General features: G+C 39.0%; 27 protein-coding genes. 12 read left to right on the forward strand and 15 right to left on the reverse strand.

Annotation, left to right across the window (positions count from 1 at the left end; all coding sequences use genetic code 11):
* Positions 1-14: 14 nt before the first annotated feature.
* From EZ437_RS09870 to EZ437_RS09880, 3 genes are all read left to right on the forward strand, one after another.
* The gene (locus tag EZ437_RS09870; RefSeq protein ID WP_131595761.1) at positions 15-410 is read left to right on the forward strand and encodes a DUF423 domain-containing protein; all 396 of its coding nucleotides are present in this window, start codon (positions 15-17) and stop codon (positions 408-410) included.
* The gene (gene priA / locus EZ437_RS09875) at positions 403-2,883 is read left to right on the forward strand and encodes a replication restart helicase PriA (RefSeq protein WP_131595762.1); all 2,481 of its coding nucleotides are present in this window, start codon (positions 403-405) and stop codon (positions 2,881-2,883) included. The genes EZ437_RS09870 and priA overlap by 8 nt, the downstream gene beginning before the upstream one ends.
* A gap of 97 nt (positions 2,884-2,980) precedes the next feature.
* Entirely contained in the window at positions 2,981-3,637 is a 657-nt protein-coding gene (locus tag EZ437_RS09880; protein WP_131595763.1) for a protein-L-isoaspartate(D-aspartate) O-methyltransferase, read from the forward strand.
* Between the two features lie 12 nt (positions 3,638-3,649).
* On the opposite strand, the gene smpB is transcribed toward EZ437_RS09880, so the two are convergent.
* From smpB to EZ437_RS09895, 3 genes are read right to left on the reverse strand one after another with little or no spacing between them, the layout of a single operon-like run.
* Complete coding sequence (smpB, locus tag EZ437_RS09885; RefSeq protein WP_131595764.1) at positions 3,650-4,099, reverse strand: SsrA-binding protein SmpB; 450 nt, start codon at positions 4,097-4,099, stop codon at positions 3,650-3,652.
* Positions 4,100-4,122: 23 nt separating this feature from the next.
* On the reverse strand, positions 4,123-5,997 hold the full coding sequence (locus tag EZ437_RS09890; protein WP_131595765.1) for an Nramp family divalent metal transporter: 1,875 nt from the start codon (positions 5,995-5,997) through the stop codon (positions 4,123-4,125).
* Between the two features lie 33 nt (positions 5,998-6,030).
* The gene (locus EZ437_RS09895; RefSeq protein ID WP_131595766.1) at positions 6,031-6,684 is read right to left on the reverse strand and encodes a metal-dependent transcriptional regulator; all 654 of its coding nucleotides are present in this window, start codon (positions 6,682-6,684) and stop codon (positions 6,031-6,033) included.
* A gap of 136 nt (positions 6,685-6,820) precedes the next feature.
* Between EZ437_RS09895 and EZ437_RS09900 the strand changes: the two genes are divergently transcribed.
* Complete coding sequence (locus tag EZ437_RS09900) at positions 6,821-7,291, forward strand: Lrp/AsnC family transcriptional regulator (RefSeq protein ID WP_131595767.1); 471 nt, start codon at positions 6,821-6,823, stop codon at positions 7,289-7,291.
* Here the strand turns inward: EZ437_RS09900 and ung are convergent.
* Together ung and EZ437_RS09910 are read right to left on the reverse strand one after the other, a co-directional pair.
* Positions 7,288-7,965: a uracil-DNA glycosylase gene (gene ung / locus EZ437_RS09905; protein WP_131595768.1), complete on the reverse strand. Its 678-nt coding sequence runs from the start codon at positions 7,963-7,965 to the stop codon at positions 7,288-7,290. The genes EZ437_RS09900 and ung overlap by 4 nt on opposite strands.
* A gap of 2 nt (positions 7,966-7,967) precedes the next feature.
* The gene (locus tag EZ437_RS09910; RefSeq protein WP_131595769.1) at positions 7,968-8,483 is read right to left on the reverse strand and encodes a thioredoxin family protein; all 516 of its coding nucleotides are present in this window, start codon (positions 8,481-8,483) and stop codon (positions 7,968-7,970) included.
* Between the two features lie 97 nt (positions 8,484-8,580).
* Between EZ437_RS09910 and EZ437_RS09915 the strand changes: the two genes are divergently transcribed.
* On the forward strand, positions 8,581-9,120 hold the full coding sequence (locus EZ437_RS09915; RefSeq protein ID WP_131595770.1) for a DUF2892 domain-containing protein: 540 nt from the start codon (positions 8,581-8,583) through the stop codon (positions 9,118-9,120).
* A gap of 8 nt (positions 9,121-9,128) precedes the next feature.
* On the opposite strand, the gene EZ437_RS09920 is transcribed toward EZ437_RS09915, so the two are convergent.
* The 6 genes from EZ437_RS09920 to EZ437_RS09945 form a co-directional block, all read right to left on the reverse strand.
* A complete protein-coding gene (locus EZ437_RS09920; protein ID WP_131595771.1) occupies positions 9,129-9,341 on the reverse strand; it encodes a hypothetical protein in 213 nt (70 codons plus the stop codon).
* Positions 9,342-9,428: 87 nt separating this feature from the next.
* Complete coding sequence (gene lysS, locus EZ437_RS09925) at positions 9,429-11,150, reverse strand: lysine--tRNA ligase (protein WP_131595772.1); 1,722 nt, start codon at positions 11,148-11,150, stop codon at positions 9,429-9,431.
* A gap of 64 nt (positions 11,151-11,214) precedes the next feature.
* Positions 11,215-13,128: an AMP-dependent synthetase/ligase gene (locus tag EZ437_RS09930; protein WP_131595773.1), complete on the reverse strand. Its 1,914-nt coding sequence runs from the start codon at positions 13,126-13,128 to the stop codon at positions 11,215-11,217.
* Positions 13,129-13,196: 68 nt separating this feature from the next.
* The gene (locus EZ437_RS09935) at positions 13,197-13,523 is read right to left on the reverse strand and encodes a HesB/IscA family protein (protein ID WP_131595774.1); all 327 of its coding nucleotides are present in this window, start codon (positions 13,521-13,523) and stop codon (positions 13,197-13,199) included.
* Between the two features lie 53 nt (positions 13,524-13,576).
* Positions 13,577-13,990: a Fe-S cluster assembly scaffold IscU gene (gene iscU / locus EZ437_RS09940; RefSeq protein ID WP_131595775.1), complete on the reverse strand. Its 414-nt coding sequence runs from the start codon at positions 13,988-13,990 to the stop codon at positions 13,577-13,579.
* Between the two features lie 112 nt (positions 13,991-14,102).
* On the reverse strand, positions 14,103-15,314 hold the full coding sequence (locus EZ437_RS09945; protein WP_131595776.1) for an IscS subfamily cysteine desulfurase: 1,212 nt from the start codon (positions 15,312-15,314) through the stop codon (positions 14,103-14,105).
* A gap of 124 nt (positions 15,315-15,438) precedes the next feature.
* Between EZ437_RS09945 and mce the strand changes: the two genes are divergently transcribed.
* The 7 genes from mce to EZ437_RS09980 all read left to right on the forward strand — a co-directional run bounded on the left by mce (position 15,439) and on the right by EZ437_RS09980 (position 21,098).
* Positions 15,439-15,840, forward strand: coding sequence for a methylmalonyl-CoA epimerase (gene mce / locus EZ437_RS09950; RefSeq protein WP_131595777.1), 402 nt, complete (start codon positions 15,439-15,441; stop codon positions 15,838-15,840).
* A 319-nt stretch (positions 15,841-16,159) separates the two neighbouring features.
* Positions 16,160-16,408 (forward strand): type B 50S ribosomal protein L31, encoded by a 249-nt coding sequence (locus tag EZ437_RS09955; RefSeq protein ID WP_048906621.1) that lies wholly within the window; start codon positions 16,160-16,162, stop codon positions 16,406-16,408.
* 72 nt (positions 16,409-16,480) lie between these two features.
* Entirely contained in the window at positions 16,481-17,656 is a 1,176-nt protein-coding gene (locus EZ437_RS09960) for a putative sugar nucleotidyl transferase (protein ID WP_131595778.1), read from the forward strand.
* Between the two features lie 50 nt (positions 17,657-17,706).
* On the forward strand, positions 17,707-18,468 hold the full coding sequence (gene tpiA, locus EZ437_RS09965; RefSeq protein ID WP_131595779.1) for a triose-phosphate isomerase: 762 nt from the start codon (positions 17,707-17,709) through the stop codon (positions 18,466-18,468).
* Entirely contained in the window at positions 18,468-19,307 is an 840-nt protein-coding gene (prmA, locus tag EZ437_RS09970) for a 50S ribosomal protein L11 methyltransferase (RefSeq protein ID WP_131595780.1), read from the forward strand. The genes tpiA and prmA overlap by 1 nt, the downstream gene beginning before the upstream one ends.
* A gap of 68 nt (positions 19,308-19,375) precedes the next feature.
* Positions 19,376-20,734, forward strand: a complete 1,359-nt coding sequence (locus EZ437_RS09975) for a UDP-N-acetylmuramate--L-alanine ligase (protein WP_131595781.1) — start codon at positions 19,376-19,378, stop codon at positions 20,732-20,734.
* Positions 20,735-20,768: 34 nt separating this feature from the next.
* Entirely contained in the window at positions 20,769-21,098 is a 330-nt protein-coding gene (locus EZ437_RS09980) for a helix-turn-helix domain-containing protein (RefSeq protein ID WP_131595782.1), read from the forward strand.
* A gap of 4 nt (positions 21,099-21,102) precedes the next feature.
* On the opposite strand, the gene EZ437_RS09985 is transcribed toward EZ437_RS09980, so the two are convergent.
* The 4 genes from EZ437_RS09985 to EZ437_RS10000 all read right to left on the reverse strand — a co-directional run bounded on the left by EZ437_RS09985 (position 21,103) and on the right by EZ437_RS10000 (position 26,616).
* Complete coding sequence (locus EZ437_RS09985; RefSeq protein ID WP_131595783.1) at positions 21,103-22,221, reverse strand: GNAT family N-acetyltransferase; 1,119 nt, start codon at positions 22,219-22,221, stop codon at positions 21,103-21,105.
* A 71-nt stretch (positions 22,222-22,292) separates the two neighbouring features.
* Positions 22,293-22,484, reverse strand: coding sequence for a hypothetical protein (locus EZ437_RS09990; RefSeq protein WP_131595784.1), 192 nt, complete (start codon positions 22,482-22,484; stop codon positions 22,293-22,295).
* A 411-nt stretch (positions 22,485-22,895) separates the two neighbouring features.
* Entirely contained in the window at positions 22,896-25,847 is a 2,952-nt protein-coding gene (locus EZ437_RS09995; protein ID WP_225869586.1) for a ligand-binding sensor domain-containing protein, read from the reverse strand.
* Positions 25,837-26,616, reverse strand: a complete 780-nt coding sequence (locus tag EZ437_RS10000; RefSeq protein ID WP_131595785.1) for a LytR/AlgR family response regulator transcription factor — start codon at positions 26,614-26,616, stop codon at positions 25,837-25,839. The genes EZ437_RS09995 and EZ437_RS10000 overlap by 11 nt, the downstream gene beginning before the upstream one ends.
* Positions 26,617-26,710 lie beyond the last annotated feature (94 nt).

Raw genomic sequence — 26,710 nt, forward strand, 5'->3', positions numbered from 1 at the left:
AAATGCCTGGAGTAATGAGTAAACGTATATTGGTAACTGCATCATTATTTGGTGCCACAGCTGTAATACTTGGTGCCTTTGGGGCGCATGGCTTAAAAAGTTTAATAGATCAAAATGCATTGGCAATCTGGACAAAAGGAGTGGAATACCAGTTTTACCATACTTTTGCTTTGCTGTTTCTGTACCTCTTTGCTGCAAAAAGAGCTGGTAAGCTTGTTAAACTCGCCTATGGGTTTTTTACCTTCGGTATTTTACTGTTTTCCGGGTCACTTTATCTGCTTGCCACACGCAGCATATTGGATATTGGCTTTGTAAATTACATAGGCCCGGTAACACCCGTCGGGGGTCTTTTATTCATCTGTGGTTGGCTATCCTTATTTTTTGCGGCTTTAAAAAATGACAATGCTTGATTTCCATGAACCGGATTTTGAAGAAAGAGAAACCCTTTTTATAGAGGTAGTTCTGCCGCTTTCATTAGCAAAGAATTATGTTTACAGGGTGCCTTTTGAGCTAAATGACCAGATCGCTGTTGGAAAGAGGGTGGTTGTCCAGTTTGGCAAGAACAAGATCTATACTGCTTTAATCAGAAGCATAGATCTTGTTGCGCCATCGGTCTATGAAGCGAAATATATCATTGATGTGGTAGATTCTTATCCGATTATCACCGTGGAACAGCTGCAGTTGTGGGATTGGATGACCGGTTATTATTTGTGTAATGAAGGAGATGTTATGTCCGCAGCATTACCCGCAGGTTTAAAACTGGCAAGTGAGACGATCATAGTGTTAAAAGAAGAAGCCACCTGGGCAGAGGGAGTGCATACCGGAAAAGAAGAAACTATCCTCCATGCATTGAAAAGCAGGCCCCGGTTAACGATTGATGATGTCATGGCTTTGCTGGGACAGAAAACCGTTTATCCGGTAATTAATTCCCTGCTGGACAAAGGTATGGTTTACATAGCTGAGGAGGTGGTAGAGAAATATAAGCCTTTATTAAAGTCATTTATAGCATTAAGTTCCTTTTATCAGGATCAGGATAACCTGAAACAGCTTTTTGTTATTTTGGAAAGAGCACCTAAGCAATTAAATGCACTGCTGGCTTATTTAAAACTGTCACGGCTGCAGCCCGTTGTTTCTAAGCAACAATTAGTGGAAGAAAGTGAATGTGGCACGGCGGCTTTAAAAACACTGCTGGATAAAGAGATTTTTACTGTTTCTAAAAAACCAGTAAGCAGGCTCAAAGATAATACGGATGATTTTATATTAAATTTTGAGTTGAGCAAGGCCCAAAACCATGCATTGCAACAAGTAGAAGAGTCATTTTCTGTGAAAGATGTGGTGTTATTGCATGGCGTTACGGCGTCGGGCAAGACCCAGATCTACATAAAGCTGATAGAAAAGGCAATAGAAAAAGGAGGACAGGTATTGTTCTTGTTGCCAGAAATAGCATTGACCACACAGATTGTAGAGCGGATACAACGGTATTTTGGTGACGCTATTGGGGTTTATCATTCAAAATTTAACAATAATGAACGCGTAGAGATCTGGAATAAAGTGCTGAATGGAAAGTACAGGGTAGTTTTGGGTGCCAGAAGTGCAGTGTTTTTGCCATTTAAAGAGTTGAAACTCATTGTAGTCGATGAAGAGCACGAGTCGTCGTACAAGCAACAAGAACCTGCCCCACGGTATCAGGCCAGAGATGCAGCTATTTATCTTGGCCATTTACATGGTGCCAAAGTAGTTTTAGGATCTGCAACGCCTGCTATTGAGAGTTATTATAATGCGGCATCAGGTAAGTATGGGCTGGTGACGATAATGGAGCGCTATGGTGGAGTCGAACTTCCGGTACAGGAGGTAATCAGTATTGCTGAAGAGACTAAGCGTAAAAAAATGGTTTCTTATTTTTCCAGCAAGCTGGTGGACGAGATTGCCAATACACTTGAAAATAAGGAACAGGTTATTTTATTTCAGAACAGAAGGGGGTATGCTACCATTTTGATATGTGCTACCTGTGGTTATGCTCCCAAATGCGTGAACTGTGATGTGAGCCTTACCTATCATAAAACGAGCGGTAAGCTGCACTGTCATTATTGTGGGTATCACCAAAGCAGTATCAATATCTGTCCGGCATGCGGTTCTGTACACATTGAACAAAAAGGCTTTGGCACAGAAAGGGTAGAGGAGGAACTAAGCCTTATCTTTCCTGAGGCAAAAATTGCCCGGCTGGATGTAGACAGTACACGTACAAAGAACGGTTTGCAACAGATTATCTCTGATTTTCAGGATAAAAAGACCAATATATTGATTGGCACTCAAATGGTGGCAAAAGGACTGGACTTTGACAATGTGACATTAATAGGTGTGATCAATGCCGACACTTTATTGAATTATCCTGATTTCAGGGCTTTTGAAAGGAGCTATCAGCTGCTGGCACAGGTAGCTGGAAGAGCCGGCAGACGGGATAAGCAGGGTAGAGTGATCATACAGGCTTACGATGACAATCACAGGATCATTGGGCAGGTTATTGAAAATAAGTACCTGGAAATGTATCAGGAAGAACTTGCCGAGCGTAAACAGTTTAATTATCCTCCATTTACCAGGCTGATCTTTGTTAATATTAAACATAAGGATGCGGATCTGTTGAACGTAGCTTCTGTAAAATTTGCAAATGTCTTAAAAGGTCAGCTGGGCGGCAGGGTATTGGGACCAGAGCAGCCACTTGTGTCGCGGATCAGAAACTATTATATCAAGCAGGTTATTATAAAGTGTGATAAAAGTACTTCCATACAAAAAGTAAAATCGATTTTGAAGGATACCGTTTTACAGTTCCAGTCAGAAAAGGAGTTCAGGTCGCTGAATATACAAATTGATGTAGATCCGTATTAATTTATTGAGATTGATTTTGTGCAGATTAGCTTTTTTATAGCGATACGTTTGAAATTTATATCAGGATTAGTTTTCTAAAAGCTATTTTTGGGATGGTATGGCATATAGGTTTGTAGATAATTACAGGGAACAGGGAGCAAGGAAGAAGTTAGTCGCCCATTTGGAAGCCCGCGGTATTGAAGATAAAAATGTTCTCAAAGCCATAGGCAAGGTTCCGCGTCATTTCTTTTTTGATGAGACTTTCTGGAACCAGGCTTATAAAGATATTGCGTTTCCGATAGGAGATGGGCAAACCATTTCACAACCTTATACCGTTGCTTATCAAAGTGAGCTGCTGCATATTAAAAAAGGCGATAAAGTTTTGGAAATTGGTACCGGTTCTGGTTATCAGACCTGCATATTAATGGAACTTGGGGCCAATGTATATACTATCGAACGGCAGGAAAGTATCTACCGCCATACCATAAGGGTTTTGCCAGGCATGGGCTACAATGCACATTTTTTCTTTGGCGATGGGTCTAAGGGAATTGCAGATTACGCGCCTTATCATAAAATCATCGTAACGGCCGGTGCTCCCTTTGTGCCGGAAATCTTACTCAAGCAGCTTAAAATTGGGGGTATACTTGTGATCCCTGTAGGCGATGAAAATTCGCAGAAGATGGTGACCGTAATCCGTGTGAGTGAAACTGACTATGAACGAATAGAACTGGATACTTTCAGGTTTGTCCCTTTGGTGGGAGATCAGGCCTGGTAGCCTGGATCACACCTATATTTTCATTGCCCTGTCCATCTCGCGTTTAGATTCCCGGTCTTTAATGCTGTCTCTTTTGTCAAATTCTTTCTTTCCCTGAGCCAGTGCAATTTCTATCTTAGCAAAGCCTCTTTCATTTGTAAAAATGCGAAGGGGAACGATAGTATATCCCTTTTCTTCCCCTTTTACTTTTAACTTTCTAAGTTCTTTCTTCTGTAAAAGGAGTGCCCTGTCACGCTTGATATCGTGATGGTGAAAGGAACTGTGACTGTATTCTGAGATATGAAGGTTTCTTACGTATAATATATTGCCGACAAACATGCAAAATGCATCAGACATATTGGCTTTACCCTGTCTGATGGCTTTTATTTCAGTACCCAGCAAGGCCAGGCCAGCATTGAATTTTTCAATGATGTGGTAGTCGAAGTAAGCTCTTTTATTTTTTATTTGAATGTCGTTTTTCATAAGGAACCGCTAATATCTCAATTTTATCTGACAATAAGCACTGGAATTGAAACCCTGTGACGAACAGAATTGACGGTAGTGCCCAGTATCAGGTCTTTTAATCCCTTATGTCCATGAGCTCCCATGACCAGCAGTTCAAGCTTATTTTCCTCTGTTATATTTACGATTGCTTTTACAGTACCGCCATAACCGATATGCGTGCTTGATTTGTATCCGAGTTCGGCTAGGTTAATTCGGTATTTTTCCAGGTTTTCAGCGTCGCTCTGTGTCTCAAAATCAAGAGCAGAGTCGCCATGGTACCGTGCTACCGCAGTTTCGACCACATGTATCAGGAAGTAATGAGCTTGTTTGCCCCCTTGTATCAAGGCATGCCGGATGGTATTCCGGTCATTTTTAGAGAAATCTACTGTTATGCCGATTCTTGCATAATGAATCTTTTCAACTGCCTGGATATTGAGCGCATTGCCATGAGGTGCAATATCGACAGACTGTTTTCTTGAACTAACCAAAGGATAGATGAATATGTAGAGCAATAACAAGCCTATTAGCACGGCCACTGGTATTACAATTGCATAAATATACCACCCTCCATCTGCCGCCCATCCTTTAATCTCCTCAAGTACAAGTTTCACGTTTAACAAAACAATGATCAGTGAACTGATCCAGGCAAGGATCTTTACCCAGGGCTTGATAGCAAATCCTTTCATGGTCTTTTTGTCTGATGTAAAATGGATTAGCGGAATGACCGCAAAACCAAGTTGCAGACTCAATACAACCTGACTCAGGATCAATAAACCTCCAAGAGCATCGTTGCCAAACCATAGAATTGTAAAAAAAGCAGGAATGATGGCGAGTAGGCGGGTAATTAATCTCCTTAACCAGGGCTGGATGCGAAGCTTCAAATGTCCTTCCATTACGATCTGTCCGGCCAGTGTTCCTGTCACGGTAGAGCTTTGCCCTGCTGCAATCAGCGCTATGGCAAAAAGTGCCGGAGCCACATCCCCAAATATATTCTGGAGTAACCTGTGTGCATCCTGTATTTCGGCAACTTCATGCAATCCATTTTTATAAAAGGCTGCTGCTGCAAGGATCAATATGGCTGCATTTACAAAAAAAGCAAGGTTTAGGGCCACTGCAGTATCAATAAAATTGAACTTTATTGCTTCTCTGATGCCTTTGTCATCCCGCTCAAATTTCCTGGTCTGCACCAGGGAGGAATGAAGATATAAATTGTGGGGCATAACGGTAGCACCAATGATCCCTATTGCAATATAAAGTGCTTCTCCGGATAACACCGAGGGCTCAAGGCCTTTTACGATCTCTTTAAGAGAGGGCTCTACGATGAACATTTCTATTAAAAAAGAAACACCTACTATGAACACCATTGAAACAATGAATGCTTCCATCTTGCGCATTCCTTTGTTAAGTAAAAAGAGTAGTAAAACCGTGTCAAAAATGGTAATGCTGATTCCCCAGATCAATGGCAAACCAAATAACAGATTCAGGCCGATGGCCATCCCGATAACCTCGGCAAGATCGCAGGCAACGATAGCAGTTTGCGCCAATCCGTAAAGCGGGATATTTACCCATTTAGGATAGCCATTTCTTGATGCCTGTGCCAGATCCAGACCTCTTACTATACCCAAACGTGCGCTGAGCGACTGCAACAATAAGGCAATCAGATTGGACATTAATAAGATCCATATTAGCTGATAGCCGAACTTACTACCTCCGGCGATATCTGTAGCCCAATTGCCCGGATCCATATAGCCAACGCTAACGAGATATGCGGGTCCAATGAAAGACAGTATCCGCCTCCAGCCGGTGCGTTTACTGGTATCAACACTTTGGTGGACCTCACTTAATGATTCGGCATTTTTATGTTCAGGGTTTTTCATGGTACTTTTAAACTATTTATCGAAGGAATATATTTAAATTTTAATAAGAATGTGTTTGGCAATCTCACGGCTCAGGCTGATTTTTTTGGTTTCTACAACAAGTTCTATAGACCCGTCAAATTCTGTGATCTCTATGATTTCTATTTGCTTACCCAACGTCAGCCCAAGTTTTTCCAGGTGCTTTAAGAATGCGGGAGAATGTTCATTTACCCCCATTATCAAACCCCTGGTTCCCGGCTTAAGCTTGTTTAATTTATTAAATATGATATTGTCAAAATTCCCGTTTTTATCAGGGATTGGGTCGCCATGAGGATCGTTCTTAGGAAATGCAAGAAATTCGTCCAGCCGCTCGATAAGTTCTGCCGAGTTGATGTGCTCAAGTTCTTCTGCAATATCGTGTATTTCATCCCATTTAAAATTCAATTTTTCTACGAGGAAAACTTCCCAGAGCCTGTGCTTCCTTACAATGTTGATCGCAGCTAACTTCCCTTTTTCAGTCAAAGTAACACCCTGGTATTTTTTATAATTGACCAGTTGCTTATCTGCCAGTTTCTTGATCATGTCTGTTACAGAGGCGGGCTTTGTCTGGATCTTTTCTGCAATAGCATTTGTTTGTACGCTGGCGGTACTGCCCAGCGACAAATGGTAAATTATTTTAAGGTAGTTCTCTTCTGTAAAAGACTGCATTTTTGTTTATCTAACTATATATTTAGACAAATCTAAAAAAATATAAAGAAATAAACTATAATTAATTCTAAATATTTTAGAATTAAATTTGGCAGATGCCGCATTCTTATTACCTTTGGGTCACATATAAATTAAAATGGCGGCAGAACTAGATAAAACGGATTTTAAGATCCTTAGATTATTGCAAGAAAACGGAAGGATAACAAATTTGCTTTTATCCCAGGAAATAGGACTTTCTCCTGCACCTACATTAGAAAGAGTGCGTAAATTGGAAATGTCCGGTTTTATCAAAAGTTACCATGCGCTTGTTGATGAAGAAAAATTAGGTTTGGGTATTAAAACCTTTATCCAGGTTCAGCTGGATTTTCACAAAAACAACACCATTCAAATATTTCTGGACGAAGTAAATCAGATAAAGGAAATTACTGAGTGTCACCATGTGACCGGGCAGGCAGACTTTCTATTGAAGGTTTATGTAAATGACATTAAGGCTTATGAACGCCTGATCATGGATAAAATAAGTAAAATCTCGGTGGTTAAAACTTTTCAAACCATGATGATCATGTCCACTACTAAAAAAGAACCGATAGTACCTTTGGAATACTAAGTTATTTGCCAGTCAACGGATGCTTTACCTGCTTTTGTTAAGATCTCATTTGCTTTTGAAAAATGCCTGCTTCCCAGGAAACCGTTATAAGCAGAAAATGGAGAAGGATGTGCTGCGGTAAGTATACTGTGTTTGCTGCCGTCTATCAATGCTGATTTGTTCTGTGCATACCTGCCCCAGAGTAGAAATACTATTCCTTCGCGTTTCTCAGATAGTGTACTGATTATTTTGTCAGTAAAAATTTCCCATCCTTTGCCTTGATGTGAACCAGCTTCATGCGCCCTTACAGTTAAGGTCGCATTTAACAACAAGACACCTTCATCCGCCCATTTGGTAAGATTGCCATGATTGGGAACCGTAAATCCGGAAATATCTGTGCCGAGTTCCTTATAAATATTTTTTAGCGAAGGTGGTATAGCTACACCTTTTTGTACAGAAAATGATAATCCATGGGCCTGCCCGACCCCGTGATAAGGGTCTTGTCCTAAAATAACCACGTTAACTTTATCAAATGGTGTATGGTTTAAGGCGTTAAAGATATCCGGACCTTTAGGGTATACCTGATGGCCTTTCTGTTTTTCTTCCAATAGAAAAGCTTTGAGGGTTTTCATATAAGGCTTTTCAAATTCCTCTTTTAGTACATTTAGCCAGCTTTCTTCAATAGCAACAGACATATTTATTTTTTTGATAGTATTAACAACATATCTTTTTCAAGGCTTGTCTGAGGACTTTCAATAATACGGCCTGTTTCTTTCTTATCCTTGTTATAGAAAATAAAAGTAGGTACACGCTGTATGTCAAGGCTGTCTGTCAATCCGTTTTCCGCTTTTTTTAGCCCATCTACACAGATAAGGGTGATGTTTTTTTCGGGAATACTCAGTGCATCCATAATTTTAAAGAAATGTGGTAACTGCAGTTTACTGTCGCCGCACCAAGTACCCAGTACAATGGTGATTTTTTGATCCTTAACAAGCGGTTTTAATGAATCAATAACTAAGGAATCAGGCTGGTAAGCGGGGTATTCCACATCATATCTTTCCTTCATTTCGGGGAAGGTAACCAAGCCTTCTCTTGTACTCTGATTGATCAGAATAGCTCTTTGCTTTGTTGGGTCTTCAATTTTTTTGTTCATCTTTTGCGCATTTGCCGTGAAGGCAAAAAGGATTAATAGGAATGTACTGATATGTTTCATAACCAGATATTGAGGTTTGTTTTTTTTGTTGAAAGTATCAATTTAAATCTGTTTTTTGGTATTTAAACACGATATTTGCAAAAAATTATTTAAGGATATGCCAAATTTAGTTCGTCTTATTATAGGTTTTGTTGTGTTAGGAGCTTCAATCGCCGTTATGTTTACAAGCTTTTGGGGACTGGGTATTTTAGGTGTATTTATTAGCATACTTGTTTTTGTTACTTTCTTCTATAATGAAAACATGTTATTGGCACAATGGTTTTTAAGAAAAGACAATATGGATAAGGCTGAAGTCTTCTTAGGAAAAATAACCAATTATGAAAAGCAACTGATCAGGGTACAGCATGGTTATTATAATCTATTGATTGGCCTGATAGAATCCAGAAAAGCACCAATGCAGTCTGAGAAGTATTTTAAGAAATCCCTTTCTTTGGGCTTACATATGGACCATAATGTTGCTTTAGCCAAACTGAGTTTGGCGGGTATTGCAATGGCCAAGAGAAATAAGAGAGAAGCGACAATGTACCTTTCAGAAGCTAAAAAGGCAGATAAGAATAAACTGCTTGCAGACCAGATCAAGCAAATGAAAGATCAGATGGGAATGATGGACAGGCAGCAGCAGGTAAGATACAGGTAGTTATACCCTTATTTTTCGCTCAACCTATCAAAGTTTTCATCTCTATCATAGTCAGCTCTGCTGATAATATCGCCTTCTAATTCGTCCTTTTTCCTGCTAAAGAACAATTGTTCTGATTGTATCCTGGTGATCAGTTGACGGATCAGGGTCAGGTCAAAAGTGTCTTTATTCAGTTTTATGCAGTATTCGTTTTCAGTTATTTCCAGACTTGAGTGATTCATATAATTCTATAATTTAATAATGCCTAAAAATAAAAAAGACCTGGATCATTATCTGACACAGGTCTTTAAGTTTACGTTATGTTTCTGTTAAGAGAACCAGGCAGTTACATCTTCCTTAGAAGGCATCACTAACTCTAATTTAAGCTTCTTGCGCATACCTCCAAGGTCATTAAATACCTTATTAGGATTGGCTGCTTTTAATTCCTCAATTGTATTGATGCCCATTTTCCTGATTACCTGAACCCATTCAGCAGGAATACCAGCATTCACAAAATCATCATCAGTAGTTACCTTTGCTTTTTTCTCTGGTCTCATCTGAGGAAAGAACAGCACTTCCTGAATGGTCGACTGATTAGTCATCAGCATCACCAAACGGTCTATTCCGATTCCCAAACCTGATGTAGGCGGCATGCCATATTCCAATGCACGAATAAAATCATCATCCATCGCCATCGCTTCATGATCTCCGCGGGCTGCCAGTTTCAACTGATCTTCAAAACGCTCTCTTTGGTCTATAGGATCATTCAATTCTGAATAAGCATTGCCTATTTCCTTACCCAGTATAAACAGCTCAAACCTTTCCACCAAACCTTCTTTGGTTCTGTGTTTTTTGGCAAGAGGCGTCATTTCCAGTGGGTAGTCGGTAATATAAGTTGGCTGGATCAGGTTGGCTTCTACTTTCTCACTAAAGATTTCGTCTATTAATTTACCGCGACCCATGGTTGAGTCAATTTCTATATTAAGGCTTTTGCAGGTTTCCTTAAGCTCATCTTCTGTCATTGCTGATACATCTATCCCGGTATATTTTTGGATAGACTCATACATGGTCAGTTTTTCATACGGACCCTCAAAGTTGATCTGATGCTCGCCAACTTGTACCACAGGAGCACCATGAATGGCTACAGCAATCTTTTCAAGACATTCTTCTACCATGGCCATCATCCAGATATAATCTTTATAGGCCACATATATCTCCATCGAGGTGTATTCAGGATTGTGTGTACGGTCCATGCCTTCATTCCTAAACATTTTTCCAAATTCATACACACCATCAAAACCGGCCACGATCAATCTTTTCAAATAAAGTTCATTCGCAATACGCAGATACAAAGGCATGTCCAATGTATTGTGGTGCGTAGCAAAAGGGCGTGCTGCTGCTCCGCCATGAATGGGCTGTAATATTGGTGTCTCTACTTCCATCCAACCCTGATCATCAAAATATGCCCTCATCGTATTGATCACTTTTGAGCGGTTGATGAAGATCTGTTTAAAATCAGGATTTACCGTAAGATCCACATAGCGCTGTCTGTAGCGCAATTCAGGATCAGTAAAACCATCATAGATATTGCCCTCTTCATCTCGTTTTACAATTGGCAATGGTTTTAATGACTTGGAAAGCAAGGTCAGTTCAGTTACATGCACAGAAATCTCACCGGTTTGGGTAGTAAATACATATCCCTTTACCCCAATGAAATCACCCAGATCCATCAGTTTCTTAAATACCGTATTGTAGAGGGTCTTATCCTCTTCTGGACAAAGGTCATCTCTTTTCAAATAAACTTGTATTCTTCCTGTTGAATCCTGAAGCTCTACAAAAGAAGCACTCCCCATAATCCGGCGGGTCATGATCCTGCCGGCAATGCTGATGTTCTTATAGGCTGTCTTATCCCTGTCGTAATTCGCTAAAATATCCGTTGCATTGGCGTTGATCTCAAACGCTTCTGCAGGGAATGGGTTGATGCCCAGTTCACGCAATTGATTTAGTGAACTGCGACGCAATTGTTCCTGTTCTGATAATCCTGTACTCATATATCTGTTATATCCGGCGGATGCCGTAATAGCTTATTTTTAAAATTATGCAAAAATAGTGTTTTTAGTCTGCTTTAACAGACTCAGCATACATTTGATTGATGCTTTCGGCATATTTTTGCTCAATCACTTTTCTTTTTGCTTTTAATGTTGGCGTTATTTCACCTTCCTCCATGCTAAAAGGATTTCTTTTCACCTTGAAATTTTTAATGCGCTCAAATTTTGCCAGCTCTGCTGAGTGCTTTTTAATATCCTTGCCTATCCAGTCTATGATCTCCTGATCTTCAATAAATAGTTCAGGCTTTTGAAAAAATGCTTCAGCGAGTTTAAATTCTTCCTGCATGTTTTCCTTGTTAGGGACGATGATGGCAGTCAGGTATTCTCTTTTATCTCCTATTAAAAATAACTGGTCTATTTTAAGACTTTTCAGGTACACATTTTCAACAGGGGTAGGGTAGACGTTTTTGCCATAGGCATTTACGATCATGTTTTTCAACCGGTCGGTAATCTGCAGGTTGCCCTTATAAAATCTTCCTATATCACCGGTATGAAACCAATCATTCTTGTCAATCGCTTCTGCGGTTTCTGCGGGTTTATTAAAGTATCCCTTCATTACGCAATGTCCGCGTACAATGATCTCACCTTCGGCACAGTCAAAATCCTCATTAAAGGTTTCATGGGTCTGGATACTGATCATCTCTTTGTTCTCGACATGCTGAATGCCGATCTCGATTCCCGGGATTACCCTCCCTACCGTTCCATAAACCTGCCTGTGAAATTCAGTCACAGCCATTACCGGCGATGTTTCCGTAAGTCCGAAGCCTTCCAGTATCTTTATACCAAGGTTCCCAAAAAATTCCCCCACATTCTTTGGTAATGCCGCTCCGCCTGAGATCATGAATTTCAACCTGCCACCTGTCTTTTCTTTGATCTTACTGAATACCAGCTTCTCTGCAATAGCCTTTTTGGCAGACATGATGATTCCCGGATGCTTTCCTGCTTCCTTTTCCTTACGATATTCCTGGCCAGTTTCCAATGCCCATAAGAATATTTTTGCTTTTAATCCACCTCCGGCAGTGCCGCTTTTGATTGCTTTATCATGAATTTTTTCGAGCAGCCTCGGCACACAGTTCATCACTGTAGGCCTCACTTCGCCCATGTTTTTGGCCAATAGCTCGAGGCTCTGTGCAAACGCAATTTTACAACCCTGGGCACAGCACACATGATAGGTCGCAGTACGTTCAAATACGTGCGATAAGGGCAAAAAGGATAGGAAGGTCTCTGTTTCATCTATCACCGGGATCTGCTGCAGGCAAACCTTTACATTTTCTACAAAGTTGCCATGTGAAAGCATTGCTCCTTTTGGGATACCGGTAGTACCCGAAGTATAGATCAATGAAGAGAGATCTGAAGGCCTTAAAGCCTCACGAAGTATGTTTATTTCATTAAGTTGGGTTTTACTGATCCTGTTTTTAGTAGCAAGGACTTCGTCAAAACTGATGATCTCTGTATCCAGCCCGGCAGGAATGGCAACTTTAGTATATTCTTCAAAAGCAGGAATGATATAGCGAAGCTGCCTGCAGTTGTCGGCTATTTTTAATACTTTTTTTAATAAGAATGTATTTCCTATCAGAATGGCTTTAATGCCCGAATCATTAATGATGTATTCCACCTCATGTTCTGAAAGCGTAGGATATATCGATACATTGATGGCGCCGATCTGTTGAATTCCTTGGTCGTAGTATACATATTCAGGGGAGTTTTCTATCATCAAGCCCATTCGGTCGCCCTTTACAATGCCTCTTTCTAAAAAGAATGCAGCAACAGCATCTGCGTTTTCCAGGGTCTGTTTGAAAGATATTTCTTCCCAGTCCGATTTTTTCTTATCAATCAGGAAAGTCTCATCCGGCTTATGGATATTTTCTACCACATTCCTAAGCAGACTCGGAACAGTAGAAAACTCGTTAAATACTACCATATGGTGTTCGTTGGTTATATACTAAAAAAGGACGCTAAAAGCGTCCCTTACAAATATAACAATATCTATTAAACAGAAAAACTCTCTCCACAGCCACATGAGCGGCTGGCATTTGGATTATGGAAATTAAAGCCCTTTCCATTCAGTCCATCGGAGAAATCCAGCTCAGTTCCGGCCAGGTATAAGAAGGATTTCATATCCAGTGCTATTCTGATACCACGGTCTTCAAAAAACTGATCACCTTTTTGTTCTTCATTATCAAAATCGAGGTTGTAAGATAAACCTGAACATCCACCGCCTTTAACCGAAACACGCAAAAAATAGCGCTCATCCATAGCTGCATCCTGCATCAGGTGGTCTATTTTGCTCTTTGCTTTATCTGTTATTGTAATCATCTTATTAGTATTAGTAATTTCTATAGAGTAGTTAGACTACGATATAACGCTACCTAGTGATGCGATTTAGCTAATTCAAAAGGCGCTAAACCATTTTTAACCCTGTAATCATTGATTGCAGATTTAATAGCATCTTCTGCTAAAACAGAGCAGTGAATTTTCACTGGTGGTAAAGCAAGCTCCTCAACGATGTCCATATTGTCTATCGTCAAAGCTTCATCCACAGTTTTACCTTTTAACCATTCTGTAGCCAAAGAAGAAGAAGCAATTGCAGAACCGCAGCCAAAAGTTTTAAATTTAGCATCGGTGATCACATTGTTCTCATCCACTTCAATCTGAAGGCGCATCACGTCGCCACATTCAGGTGCGCCAACAAGACCTGTTCCAACTGATTTACTATCTTTGTTTAATGTACCAACGTTTCTTGGGTTGGTATAATGTTCCATTACTTTTTCTGAGTATGCCATGATATTTTGTATTTAGGATTTTAGTTTTACAATTTCTAAAACCTGGTAAACTTTATTTTTTGTGATTTTAGGCTGAATTCGTATTCGTCAATCTAAAATCGTAATTCTCTTTTTAGTGTTCAGCCCACTCAATTTTGCTTAAATCAATACCTTCTTTAAACATTTCCCAAAGCGGAGAAAGGTCTCTCAGATGATTAACAGCTTTTTTAGTGTTTTCAATTGCGTAGTCGATCTCTTCCTCTGTAGTAAAACGACCCAATCCAAAACGGATAGAAGAGTGTGCCAGATCGTCTGACAGGCCCAGGCTTTTCAATACATAGGAAGGCTCTAATGAAGCTGAGGTACAAGCAGATCCTGAAGATACAGCCAGGTCTTTCATGGCCATCATCAATCCTTCACCTTCCACATATTTAAAGGAAATATTGGCTACGTGAGGCAGGCGGTGTTGTACGTTTCCGTTTACATAACTTTCTTCAAGCTGGGTCAATGCACTTTCCAGTTTATCTCTTAATCCCGATAAGCGCTGAGCTTCGCTATCCATCTCCAGGCGACAAAGTTCACATGCTTTACCCAAACCAACAATACCGGGTACGTTTAATGTGCCTGAACGCATACCGCGCTCATGACCACCGCCGTCCATTTGGGCAGTTACTTTAACCCTTGGGTTTTTACGGCGCACATACAATGCACCTACACCTTTAGGGCCATACATTTTATGCGCAGAAAACGCCATTATATCTATTCCATCGGCATTCACGTCAACGGGTATCTTACCTACAGCTTGAGTTGCATCGGTCATAAATAATGCACCAAATTTGTGTGCAATTGCAGAGATTTCCTTAACAGGCTGAACTACACCGATCTCATTATTTCCATACATAATGGTCACAAGGATTGTCTGATCAGTCATAGCCGCTTCCAGCTCCTGAAGATCTACCAGTCCGTCTTCCTTAACCTTAAGATAAGTGATATTTGCTCCAAGTTTTTCAAGATGTTTACAGGTATCTAATACCGCTTTATGCTCAGTAGTCACCGTAATAATGTGATTACCCTTGTCCTGATACATTTCATAAACACCCTTTATACCCAGATTGTCTGCTTCTGTTGCACCTGATGTAAAAATGATCTCTTTCTCTGTGCAGCCAATCAGTTTGGCAACCTGCTCACGGGCGTAATCAACCGCTTCTTCAGCAACCCATCCAAAAGCATGGTTACGGCTTGCAGCGTTACCGAATTTGTTGGTGAAATAAGGCAGCATAGCTTCTAATACCCTTGGATCCAAAGGCGTAGTAGCATTATTATCTAAGTAAATAGGAAGTTCCATTATTTGTTTATTCTTTTATATAACACAAAGATACGAAAAAAGATTACCAACAATTATAAATAATAGCTATGATGGTATAGGTAAAACCCGCATTTTTACATTAGTTTAACGGTTTGGTGTGATTATGAAGAATATAGAACATATTGGTATTGCGGTAAGGGATCTTGATGCTTCCTGCGATTTATATGAGAAGTTGTTAGGTACTGGCTGTTATAAAAAAGAAATGGTGGAATCGGAAGGTGTCAATACCGCTTTTTTCAGGACCGGAGAGCATAAAATTGAGCTGCTAGCTGCAACGGAAGAAAGCAGTCCTATTGCAAGATTCCTGGAAAAGAAAGGGGAGGGCATCCATCACATCGCCTTTAATGTGGATGATATCCTTGTAGAAATGGAACGCTTAAGGCAGGAAGGGTTTGTGTTGCTTAATGAAACACCTAAACGGGGAGCAGACAATAAGCTTATTTGTTTTGTGCATCCTAAGGGGACTAATGGCGTATTGGTGGAGCTCTGTCAGGATGTAAAATAGCTTGTCTAAATTCGGTTTGTGCTTTGACTGACACCCTTTGAGCATCGGACGAGCTTCGGGCCAGCTTCGGCTCAGCTTCGGGCCAGCTTCGGAAAAACCCGACTGTGAGCCGTCGCTGGCCCGTTGGTGGTCGGTCGCCCGTCCGAGGGTGATAAGTACACAGACAAACAACAAGTAAAGCAAAAATTGGAATTATAGCCTGTTTAAAAAAAGGTTGTACGGAGCGATTGAAATTGTTTTTAGTAATTATTTGTTTCTGAAAAATAAAATTCTGATATTTGCATCCTTAAAAATAAGCGACAAATAAGTATATAACAATATGAAAAAAGATCTGCATCCATCAAACTATAGATTTGTAGTGTTTAAAGATATGTCTAACGAGTATTCTTTTTTAACAAAATCTTGTGTAGATACTAAAGAGACTGTTCAGTGGGAAGATGGTAATGAATATCCTCTTTATAAATTAGAGATCTCGCATACTTCACACCCTTTCTATACTGGTAAAATGAAACTGGTTGATACAGCTGGTCGTATCGATAAATTCAAAACTCGTTACGCTAAGAAATAATTTAACCAAAATAAAAAAATTATTTTAAAGTCCCGGGCTATAGCTTCGGGACTTTTTTTATTTTTGTGGCTTATGATGATCAATTTATTTGATGATGGCGCATGGCAGTCCCTGCGTCCGCTATCTTTCACCAGGCCTGTGGCCGATCTCCGTATAGGAATCCTTACCATAGCCCAGAAATGGGAAAAGCATCTAAATGCCCGGTCTGGTTTTGTGACTGTTCCTTATCTTGCAGTGAAGTATCCAGCCATAGATAATGCTGAGCTCTTCATAAATGGTTCAATCTGTCCGGATGAACATCTTACAGAGGCCATCATGGGCCTTGGGAAAGGCGAAGTGCTGGTAAAGCAGGGGCTTAGTATAGCTTACAAGCCAGAGACAGATGAACCTATAAGTCCTGAGCTACTGACCGGACTATCTGTTAAAGAATATTCCGGTGAGTTTATAAGGATAGCCATGCCTGAAGACCTCTTTAAATTTAATGACGCAGAATTAAAAAAGGATTTTAAATTAATTACCAAAGGCAGGACTTCAGTAAAATTGAGCAACACCAATACCTTCATAGGCGATGATATTTTTGCAGAAGAAGGTGCTGAAGCCGAATGTGCTACCTTCAATAGCAAAAATGGCCCGATTTATCTTGGAGAAAATACCCAGGTTTGGGAAGGATCTCACATCAGAGGTTCATTTGCACTTTGCCATGATTCGCAGGTAAAAATGGGTGCTAAGATCTATGGGCAGACCACCATCGGTCCATTCAGCAGGGTAGGAGGAGAAATCAATAATGCCGTGATCTGGGGATATTCTTCGAAAGGCCATGAAGGCTATCTTGGGAATTCTGTAATGGGCCAATGGTGCAATATTGGGGCAGACAGCAATAACTCCAATCTTAAAAATAACTATGCAGGCGTAAAATTATGGGATTATTCCAATGAAATTTTTCGGGAAACAGGATTGCAATTCTGCGGATTGATCATGGCTGACCATGCTAAATGCGGTATCAATACCATGTTTAATACAGGTACAGTTGCCGGTGTAAGTGCGAATGTTTTTGGTCCCGGTTTTCCAAGAAATTTTATACCTGATTTTGCATGGGGAGGTGCCCAGGGGTTTGAAACTTATGCGCTGCATAAAATGTTTGAAACAGCTGTAAAAGTGTATGAGCGCAGAGGATTGGAATTTGATGAAATAGAAAGAGCTATTTTAACAAAGGTTTTTGAGGATACAAAAACCTTCAGACATTTTTAAAAGAATATATTTGGGCTTAAAGCTTTTATAATAACCACAATAATTATATTATGAGAAAAAAAATAGTAGCGGGTAACTGGAAAATGAATTTGGATTATGCAGAAGGCATATCATTGTTTTCAGAAATTGTAAATATGGTAAGAGATGAGAAAAATGGTGATCAGCTGGCCATTATCTGTGCTCCATATGTTCATTTAAACAGTCTTGCAAAGCTGGGTGGTGATACGGTAAGTATAGGTGCCCAAAACTGTCACCAAAAAGAAAGCGGTGCTTATACTGGCGAAATATCTGCTAAAATGATTAAGTCAATTGGCTGTGAGTATGTAATCATTGGACATTCAGAAAGACGCCAGTATTTTGCAGAAAGCGATGAGCTTTTGGCAGAGAAAACTGTGATCGCATTGCAAAATGGTTTGGTGCCAATTTTCTGCATAGGAGAAACCCTGGATGAAAGAAACAATGGCAGTTATTTTGACGTGCTCAAATCTCAGTTGGAGAATGGGGTTTTTGGATTAAGTACGGAAGATTTCTCTAAAATTGTGATCGCATATGAGCCTGTTTGGGCTATCGGAACAGGACTGACTGCTTCATCAGATCAGGCACAGGAAGTACATGCTTTTATCCGCAAAGAGATCGCAGCTAAATATGATGCATCTACAGCGGAGGCGACAACCATTTTATATGGAGGAAGCTGCAATCCTAAAAATGCAGCTGAGCTATTTGCCCAGCCTGACATTGATGGTGGTTTAATAGGTGGTGCTTCATTAAAATCAAGAGATTTTACAGACATCGTTAAAACTTTCAATTCTTAATGCAATATATCCAGGTCACATTCAGCCTTGGCAATGCTGCAGATTATCATAAGGATCTGTTGATAGACGAACTGGCAGGTATAGGCTATAACACATTTGAGGATACAACGGATGGTTTTGCTGCATTCATCGAACTTGCAGATTATCATGAATCGGACCTTGCGGAGATTACTGACCGCTACAATGACGAGATGGCATGCAGCTATACAGTGACGGAGATTGCTGCAGAAAACTGGAATGAAGAGTGGGAAAAAAACTTTGAACCGCTGATTATAGATGATCAGTGTTATGTAAGGGCTACATTTCATCAGCCTCAGCCACAATTCAAATATGAGATCGTTATTGATCCGAAGATGGCTTTTGGTACCGGGCACCATCAGACCACAACGATGATGATGCAATATATCTTATCTGCAGACGTTAGTGGCAAATTGATATTGGATATGGGTTGTGGTACCGGAATCCTGGCTATTTTGGCTTCCAAAGCCGGAGCAGGAACACTGATAGCCATTGACAATGATGATATATGCTATCAAAGTACCCTGGAAAATGCTGCTTTGAATAATATCGGCAATCTCACTGCTACCTGCGGGGGCAAAGAGGCAATCCCTCATTTAGACTTTGATATAATATTAGCTAATATAAACCGCAATATCTTGCTGGATCAGATTGTAGATTATGCCAAGATATTAAAGGCTGGAGGGAGTATTTTTTTTAGTGGGTTTTATGAATCTCCTGATCTTGACATGATCAAATCAGCCTGTAAGCCTTTTGGGATAAATTATACAGACCATAAGAAGATTGATGATTGGGTTGCTGCCCGGTTTGTCAGGGAATAATGAAAAGAAGGGTAGCGCACAATTAAGAATCAGGATTAAATAGCTTAAATCAATAAATATATTAATAAATGCGTATACATTTTATTGCAATAGGAGGTAGTGCTATGCATAATCTGGCAATAGCTTTACATAAAAAGGGCTACCAGGTCACTGGTTCGGATGATGTTATTTTTGAGCCTTCAGGAAGCAGGCTTGAAAAACATGGTATTTTGCCAAAACAAATGGGCTGGGATGCTGCTAATATCACTCCCGACCTGGATGCAGTAATATTGGGGATGCATGCGCTTAAAGATAATCCGGAACTGTTGAAGGCCCAGCAGCTCGGACTGAAAATATACTCTTATCCTGAATATATTTATGAGCAGACCAAAGACAAATTACGGGTTGTGATTGGTGGAAGTCACGGTAAGACTACCATTACTTCTATGATATTGCACGTCCTTAATTATTATAATAGGGATTTTGATTATCTGGTAGGTGCGCAGTTAGCGGGTTTTGATACAATGGTCAAGGTGACGGATTCAGCTCCGGTGATCATTATAGAAGGTGATGAATATCTGGCATCTCCAATAGACAGAAGGCCAAAGTTTCATTTATATAAAGCAAATATTGCAGTCATCAGCGGTATAGCCTGGGATCATATCAATGTTTTCCCTACCTATCAGGAATATGTAAAACAGTTTGAGATTTTTATAGAAACAGTTCAACCTGAAGGATGTTTAATATATTGCAGCGCCGATCAGGACTTGTGCCAAATTGTTCAGGATACTGACAATTCTGTAGTAAAAATAGGTTATGAAATTCCGGATCATGTGGTGAAGGACGGTGTAACCTATTTGTTACCCGGTGATATCCCCCTGAGGATATTTGGTGATCATAACCTAATGAACCTCAATGCGGCTAAGCTTGTTTGTGCGCAATTGGGTATTGATAGCCAGGAATTTAATGAGGCTATCGCTTCATTTACAGGAGCTTCGAAGAGATTGGAACTGCTAAGCAGTATAAATAAAACCAATGTTTATAAAGATTTTGCCCATTCCCCTTCAAAATTAAAGGCCACAATTGAGGCAGTAAAGCTCCAATTTGAGGAAAGAAAACTAGTGGCATGTATAGAGTTACATACATTTAGCAGCTTGAATAAAGCATTCCTTTCTCAATATGCCAATACTATGACAAATGCAGATGTGGCAATTGTTTACATCGATGAAGAGACTTTTAAGCATAAAAAATTGGAGCCATTTACAATAATAGATGTTCAAACGGCATTTAATGATAGTAGAATAAAGTTTTTTAATAATTTTTCCCTATTGGAAAGTTACCTGTCAGGCATTAATTTTTACAATACGAATTTATTGTTGATGAGTTCGGGTAACTTTGGAGGACTTGATCTTGTTAAATTGGCACGCGAGTTGAATACAATAACTTAAAAGAACAATAAAGTAATACACATAAATTTAAAACATGAACGTAATAGGTAAAAACATTAGACAGTTGCGCCAAAAGAACGGATGGAGTCAAGGCGAGGTGGCTAAACGTCTGAGTATTTCTATCCCTGCATTTTCAAAAATCGAAACAGGAATAACTGATATTAATATTTCAAGGTTAGCACAAATTGCAAATTTATTTGAAGTCTCTACTATGGACATTATATCAAAGGAAGGTGAAAACCCACAGTCGGTTAATTTTGAGGAAATAAACAACTTAAAGGATAAACTTTCTCAAAGAGAAGAGGAGATTATCAAACTTCAGAAGAAGGTAATTGATCTTTATGAAGAGATAAGAGGAAAATAATTTATCAGATAGTTTTACGCATAGTCAGGTGCCGCTTCCCAAAAGTGGCACCTGTTGCTTGATGGATAGCCAGCATTTTGTCGTTAAAGTCACCTACCCATGAAAGCTCAAGCTCATCATATTGATTTAGTGGAAGAACATATTCTTTAAGTTTGATAAAGAGTGCAGATTCCAGCCCGTGTTTCTGATAAGCTTTCTTGGTGCCCATTACTACCGCCCGCATCCTGTTTACCCCTACCCAGCGCTTATATAAGAATATAAGTTTCTGCAACAGACCTAATTTGCCGTTAAATTCTTTTATCATTTGATTGGCGTCGGGAATGATCACAACAAAAGAAGCCGGTTCGCCATTTATATAGGCAAACCATATGAGTCTTTCATCCATTATGGTTTCCATTTTTTTAAATGATTCCTCTAATGTCTCTTTCTTGATCGGTACGAAGTTTTCGAAATTTTGCCAGGCATCGTTGTAGATCTCCATTAGGTCATTCACATATTTTGCTGCGTTCTTTTTGGAGAAATGTTCAAATGTATACCCAGGTTTATTTGCTACCCAGTTGGCTATTTTGGTGAATCTGTCTGGAAAAGGCTTTCTTACCGCAAGAAAATTGGTGATTTGTTCGTATTCTGTTTCAAACCCATATGCTTTAAAAAAATCATAATAGTAAGGTGGATGATAATTCATTCCATAAGATGGAGGCGTAAAGCCTTCTACCAAAAGTCCCCAGAAGGAATCAGTCTCACCAAAGTTAATAGGTCCGTTCATCGCTTTCATCCCTTGATCCAGGAGCCATGATCTGGCTGTATCAAATAACTTAAAGGCGGCTTCTTTGTCGTTAATACATTCAAAGAATCCAAATCCACCGGTAGGCTCATCGTACTGCCAGGCCTTTTTTTCGTTGATAAAGGCTGCAACTCTACCTATGGTAAGATTATTGTCGTCTTTTAGGATCCATCTTACACACTTACCATGCTCAAAGAAAGGATTTTTTTTTGGATCAAAGGTGGCTTCTACATCTTTGTCTGGCGGACAAATCCAATTCTTGTCATCTTTATAAATAAAACGGGCAACTGCTAGAAATTCGTTTTTGGTTTGCTTGTCAGATACAGGTATTATAAGCATGTTTCCTTTTGTATATAAAATAAAAAGCATCCCAAAAGGATGCTCCTATATATAAAATATATTTTCAATTATTAATAATCGTCATCATCATCATCAGATCCATAACTATCGAAAGAATCAAGATCATCTAATGGCATATCGAAGTCATCATCGTCATCATCAAATTTTTTTTTACTAGTGCTGGTCTCTTCATTTGAGTCTTCCATCTCTGCATCCTGGTCAACTAACGGACTTTTCTTAATTGGTTTCTTTGGAGTTTTCATTACAAAAATTAATTTCCTAATGGTTTTTTATTACAAGATAAATTTACAAAAAATCTTTTACTGTTATGAAGCTTGCGTAAAACTTATTTTCACAAGCATTTCATTACTTCAAAAATAATATAAAAAACACTTTTTGGAAGAGATTATTTGAAAAAAATGCCAACTACTATGCGTAATGGAAGAAGTTGAGCAAAAAAAATGGTAAAGCTTTGAACTTTACCATTTTTTAACACACAAATGAAACCTGAATTGAGATATAGTTTTAGGTTAGGTAAAATATCTTTGATCAATTCTATAAGAACGCTTTTTACAAACTCTGTTTGTTTTAATATCTATAACAAGTTTAATGCAAATTACAGAACGATTTTTTATTAATTAGTGAGTGGTATAAATAATTGAGTAAACGGTATTTTAATGCTTTAAAGGTATAGCGATTGATACAAATGTACCGGATGCACCGTTTTGTTTTATCTTCATCTGTATAGGATTTACTTCTACCTGGTTCAATAGGTTAATGCGTTCTCTCGTCAGGTCCATGCCTTTACTAAAATGGTGAACTTTCTTATTTTTCATGGAGTTGTCTATTCCTATCCCATCATCAATGATCTGGATGAGTAAATGATTTTTATCTCCCAGATCTATGTGGATATCAATTTTTCCGCCTTCATCTTTTGGCATTATTCCATGCCATATGGCATTTTCTATATAGGGCTGCAATAACATGGATGGAAGCATTGTTTCTTCCCTGTCTATCGCCTTGTTTACACGGATAATATAATTAAACTTCTCTCCAAATCGTTTCTTCTCCAAACTCAGATACAATTCCAGATATTCAAGTTCCTCCTCTAGTGAAATAAAGCTTTTGGTACAGATTTCAAGATTCTTTCTGATCAGCCTGGCAAATCCAGTTAATATTTTGTTGGCCGATGTGGTATCCTTTGTATTAATATAATGCTGTATGGAATTCATTACATTGAAAACGAAATGAGGATTCATCATCGCCTGCAAGGCGCGTTGCTCCAGCATCAGGATTTTGTTTTTGAGCAGCAGTTGTTCCTGTTCTTTATTTTTCTGCCGTTTTGTGACGATAACTGCCACTTTGTAAAAAGTAATCCCGGCAATTATAAAGATAGTTACCAGAAACCAGCCGGTCTGCCAGAAATGCTTTTCAAGAATAAAATTTACTTTGGCAGGATAGCTCCAGGCACTATTGTTGGACTTAGCACTTATCTCGAAAGCATAATGGTCCGGTTCAAGCGAAGAAAATTCCAGCATTCTGTTCTTGGTTTCGGTCCAGGGCCTGTCTGCTTTTAATCTGTACCTGTATACAATATTCTTGTTTTGGAAATCAATGGCACTGTAATAAAATGAGATGTTGTTGTTTGAAGGATCAAGTGTATGGTTTATTTCATTCAGCCCTAGTTTGACTTTATTGTTTATAATCGAAGATATAAATACCTTAGGTGCTTCGCTGGCAGTTTTTGTTTTAACAACGGGAAAATAGATCAGCCCGTTATTGGTGGCGAAGTAAGCATAAGCTGAATCTATGTAAAGGTCGTTTACATCATCTTTTAATAAGGCATTGGTGTATTCAAATGTCTCTACAGCAGCTGCTTTTCCGTTCAATGAAACTTTATTGATGCCATTATTTGTGACCACCCATACATTGTTGTCCTTAACATATAGTTTTTTACAAATATTATCAGCCAGGCCGTCTCTTTGGGTGATTACCTTGACGACCTTCTGGTCTTTAATGTATACCAAACCAAACCCATCGGTAGCCAGTATGATCGTACCATCATTTTGTTCAGTGATGTCATTGATCCTTCTAGTTAGCAGCGGGCTTTTCTCATAAAATCGATGCAAGACACCTTTGGAAAGTTTGGATAGTCCATTGATATTTGAAAACCAGAGGTTTTGATCTTTATCATAAAATGCACAGTAAGCCCTGTCGTTAAAAAAGTCAGTCCCTACTTTGAAAAACAGCGAATTAAAGCCAAAATTATTCACCCTGTCGGGTATAATCACTACTCCGGAAGATAATGCGAGAGAGAGGTTTTTGTCTTTTGATATGCTGAAACTCTTAATTACAAACATCGAATTATTTGCTTCCCTGAGATATTCAATACGTTTTTTAGCACTGTAAATATCGCTGACCCTGCCCAGGCCATAGTCTGAAGCAAAATATACAGACTGGTTTGTCTGATCAAAATTTAATTGCTTAATGATGTTATACTTGCTATGATCAGGCAATGAAATATGGGCAACAGAGAAATCATTTGGGCTGAGAATGTCAATCTTCGCGTCATTAAATCCAAGCCAGAACCTGTTTTTACCATCTTTGATAACACTCTTCACCACATCGCTGCTTAATCCATTATTGGTGTTTATAATATAGAGACGCTCATTTTTTTGAGGCAGCATATATATGCCGTTATTGGTGGTAAACCACATGTTGTTTTTGGCATCTTTGATTACCTGGCTGGAAGATATGTTGCTCAGGTATTTATCGGTTTTACCATTACTTTGGATGTGGTATATTCCGGCTCCGTTACTGATCCACAATTCTTTATCTTTATCCAGATGAAAATATCCAAGGTCATTGTTCAATAAAGACGAATTTATTTTCAGATCTAAATACTCTTGTTCTCCGTCTTTTATATTTAGCCCCCTGTTGTCAATGAACGCCATTGTGTTATCGGGCAAATTCAATGCAGTTTTGTATGAAATAGGTAATGTGTTATGTGGTATTATGGTAAAGGCTTTTTCGTCAAATATCCTTACACACCGGTTGCTGAATGCCCAGATCTGTTTATACCGGTCTTCGTGAACAAATGTATTGATGAATTTCTTGTCCTCATTTGCAGAAATGTATTTCATAATGGTTTGTCCATTCCACATTACCAATACATTTTTGTTTGTTCCCAGCCATATACGACCTTTGCTGTCTTCAAAAAATGAGACGATTACTGCATTGAACTTTAAAAGTTTAAGTAGCTTATCGTTGGTTTCATTGTAGATCTTACCATTGTAAAAATAACTAAGTTGGCCGTTAAGCGCCAAAAACCATATTCTTCCTTTTTTATCCTCTTTAAGCTGCAGGATTTGGTTGTCAGGAAGTCCGTCATCTACAGAAAAATTCTCGAATATTTTTCCGTCAAACCTGCTTACACCTGCATCAGTAGCTACCCAGATATATCCTTTGGTATCCTGCATGGTATAAAAGCAATTATTGCTGGGAAGACCATCTTTGGTGCTAAAGTGCTGAAGATAGGTGCTTTGAGAATATCCGAAAAAGCAAATGGTTGATAAAAAGAGTATAATTATAAACCTGCCTATAAAATATTGTCCGTTATTTATCACTGTCAAAACTGGTATATAATTTAATTCTTTCTGCAAAATCACTTGCACGCCTTCGTGATACAGCAATTTTATCACCGTTCTTTAAAATTACCTCCAGCCCGTTTTTAGAATTATATTCCCTTAGATAATTCAGGTTTACAATACTTGATTTATGAATTCGTACAAACTGATGATCGGGTAATATTTCTTCATACTCCTTAAGTACTTTGGAAACCGTTATTTTTTCATTATTGGCCAGATAGAAAATAGAATAATTGCTGTCAGCTTCAATATGGATAATGTCGTCAATATTTATCAAGCTGTATCCCTGTCCGTTGGGTAAACTGATTTTACGGATCTCATTTCTTTCTGAAAGGTTGGCGGCCAGGTTGTGTAAACTCTCCACTCTGCTAAATTCATTTTTGCTCCGTTCAATGTATTTGGAAGCTTTAGTTACCGCCTCTTTAAGTTCATCTATATCAATAGGCTTTAATAAATAATCCAGCGCATTGGCTTTAATGGCCTTTAAAGCATACTGATCATAAGCAGTGGTGAAAATAACATGAGATTTACTTTGTGCTGCCTGTGGGATTAGTTCAAATCCATTCTCTCCCGGCATGGCAATGTCGAGAAAGATCAGGTCTACGGAATGTTGTTGAAGAAGTGTTCTGGCTTCAGAAACCGACTTTGCAATACCTGAGATATTGATATTCTCACAGTTTTCCTGTAGTAAAAAATACAATGAAGAACGGGCAAACTCTTCATCGTCTACAATAATAGCATTCAGCACATCGATTGGTTTTATATAGTGAATTTATCAAAAAATAAATTATTTAATAATATTTCTTCGAAACTACAAATCCAAATCCATTTTTCCATCGTAA

The organism is Pedobacter psychroterrae (genome assembly GCF_004331695.1).
Lineage (GTDB): Bacteria > Bacteroidota > Bacteroidia > Sphingobacteriales > Sphingobacteriaceae > Pedobacter > Pedobacter psychroterrae.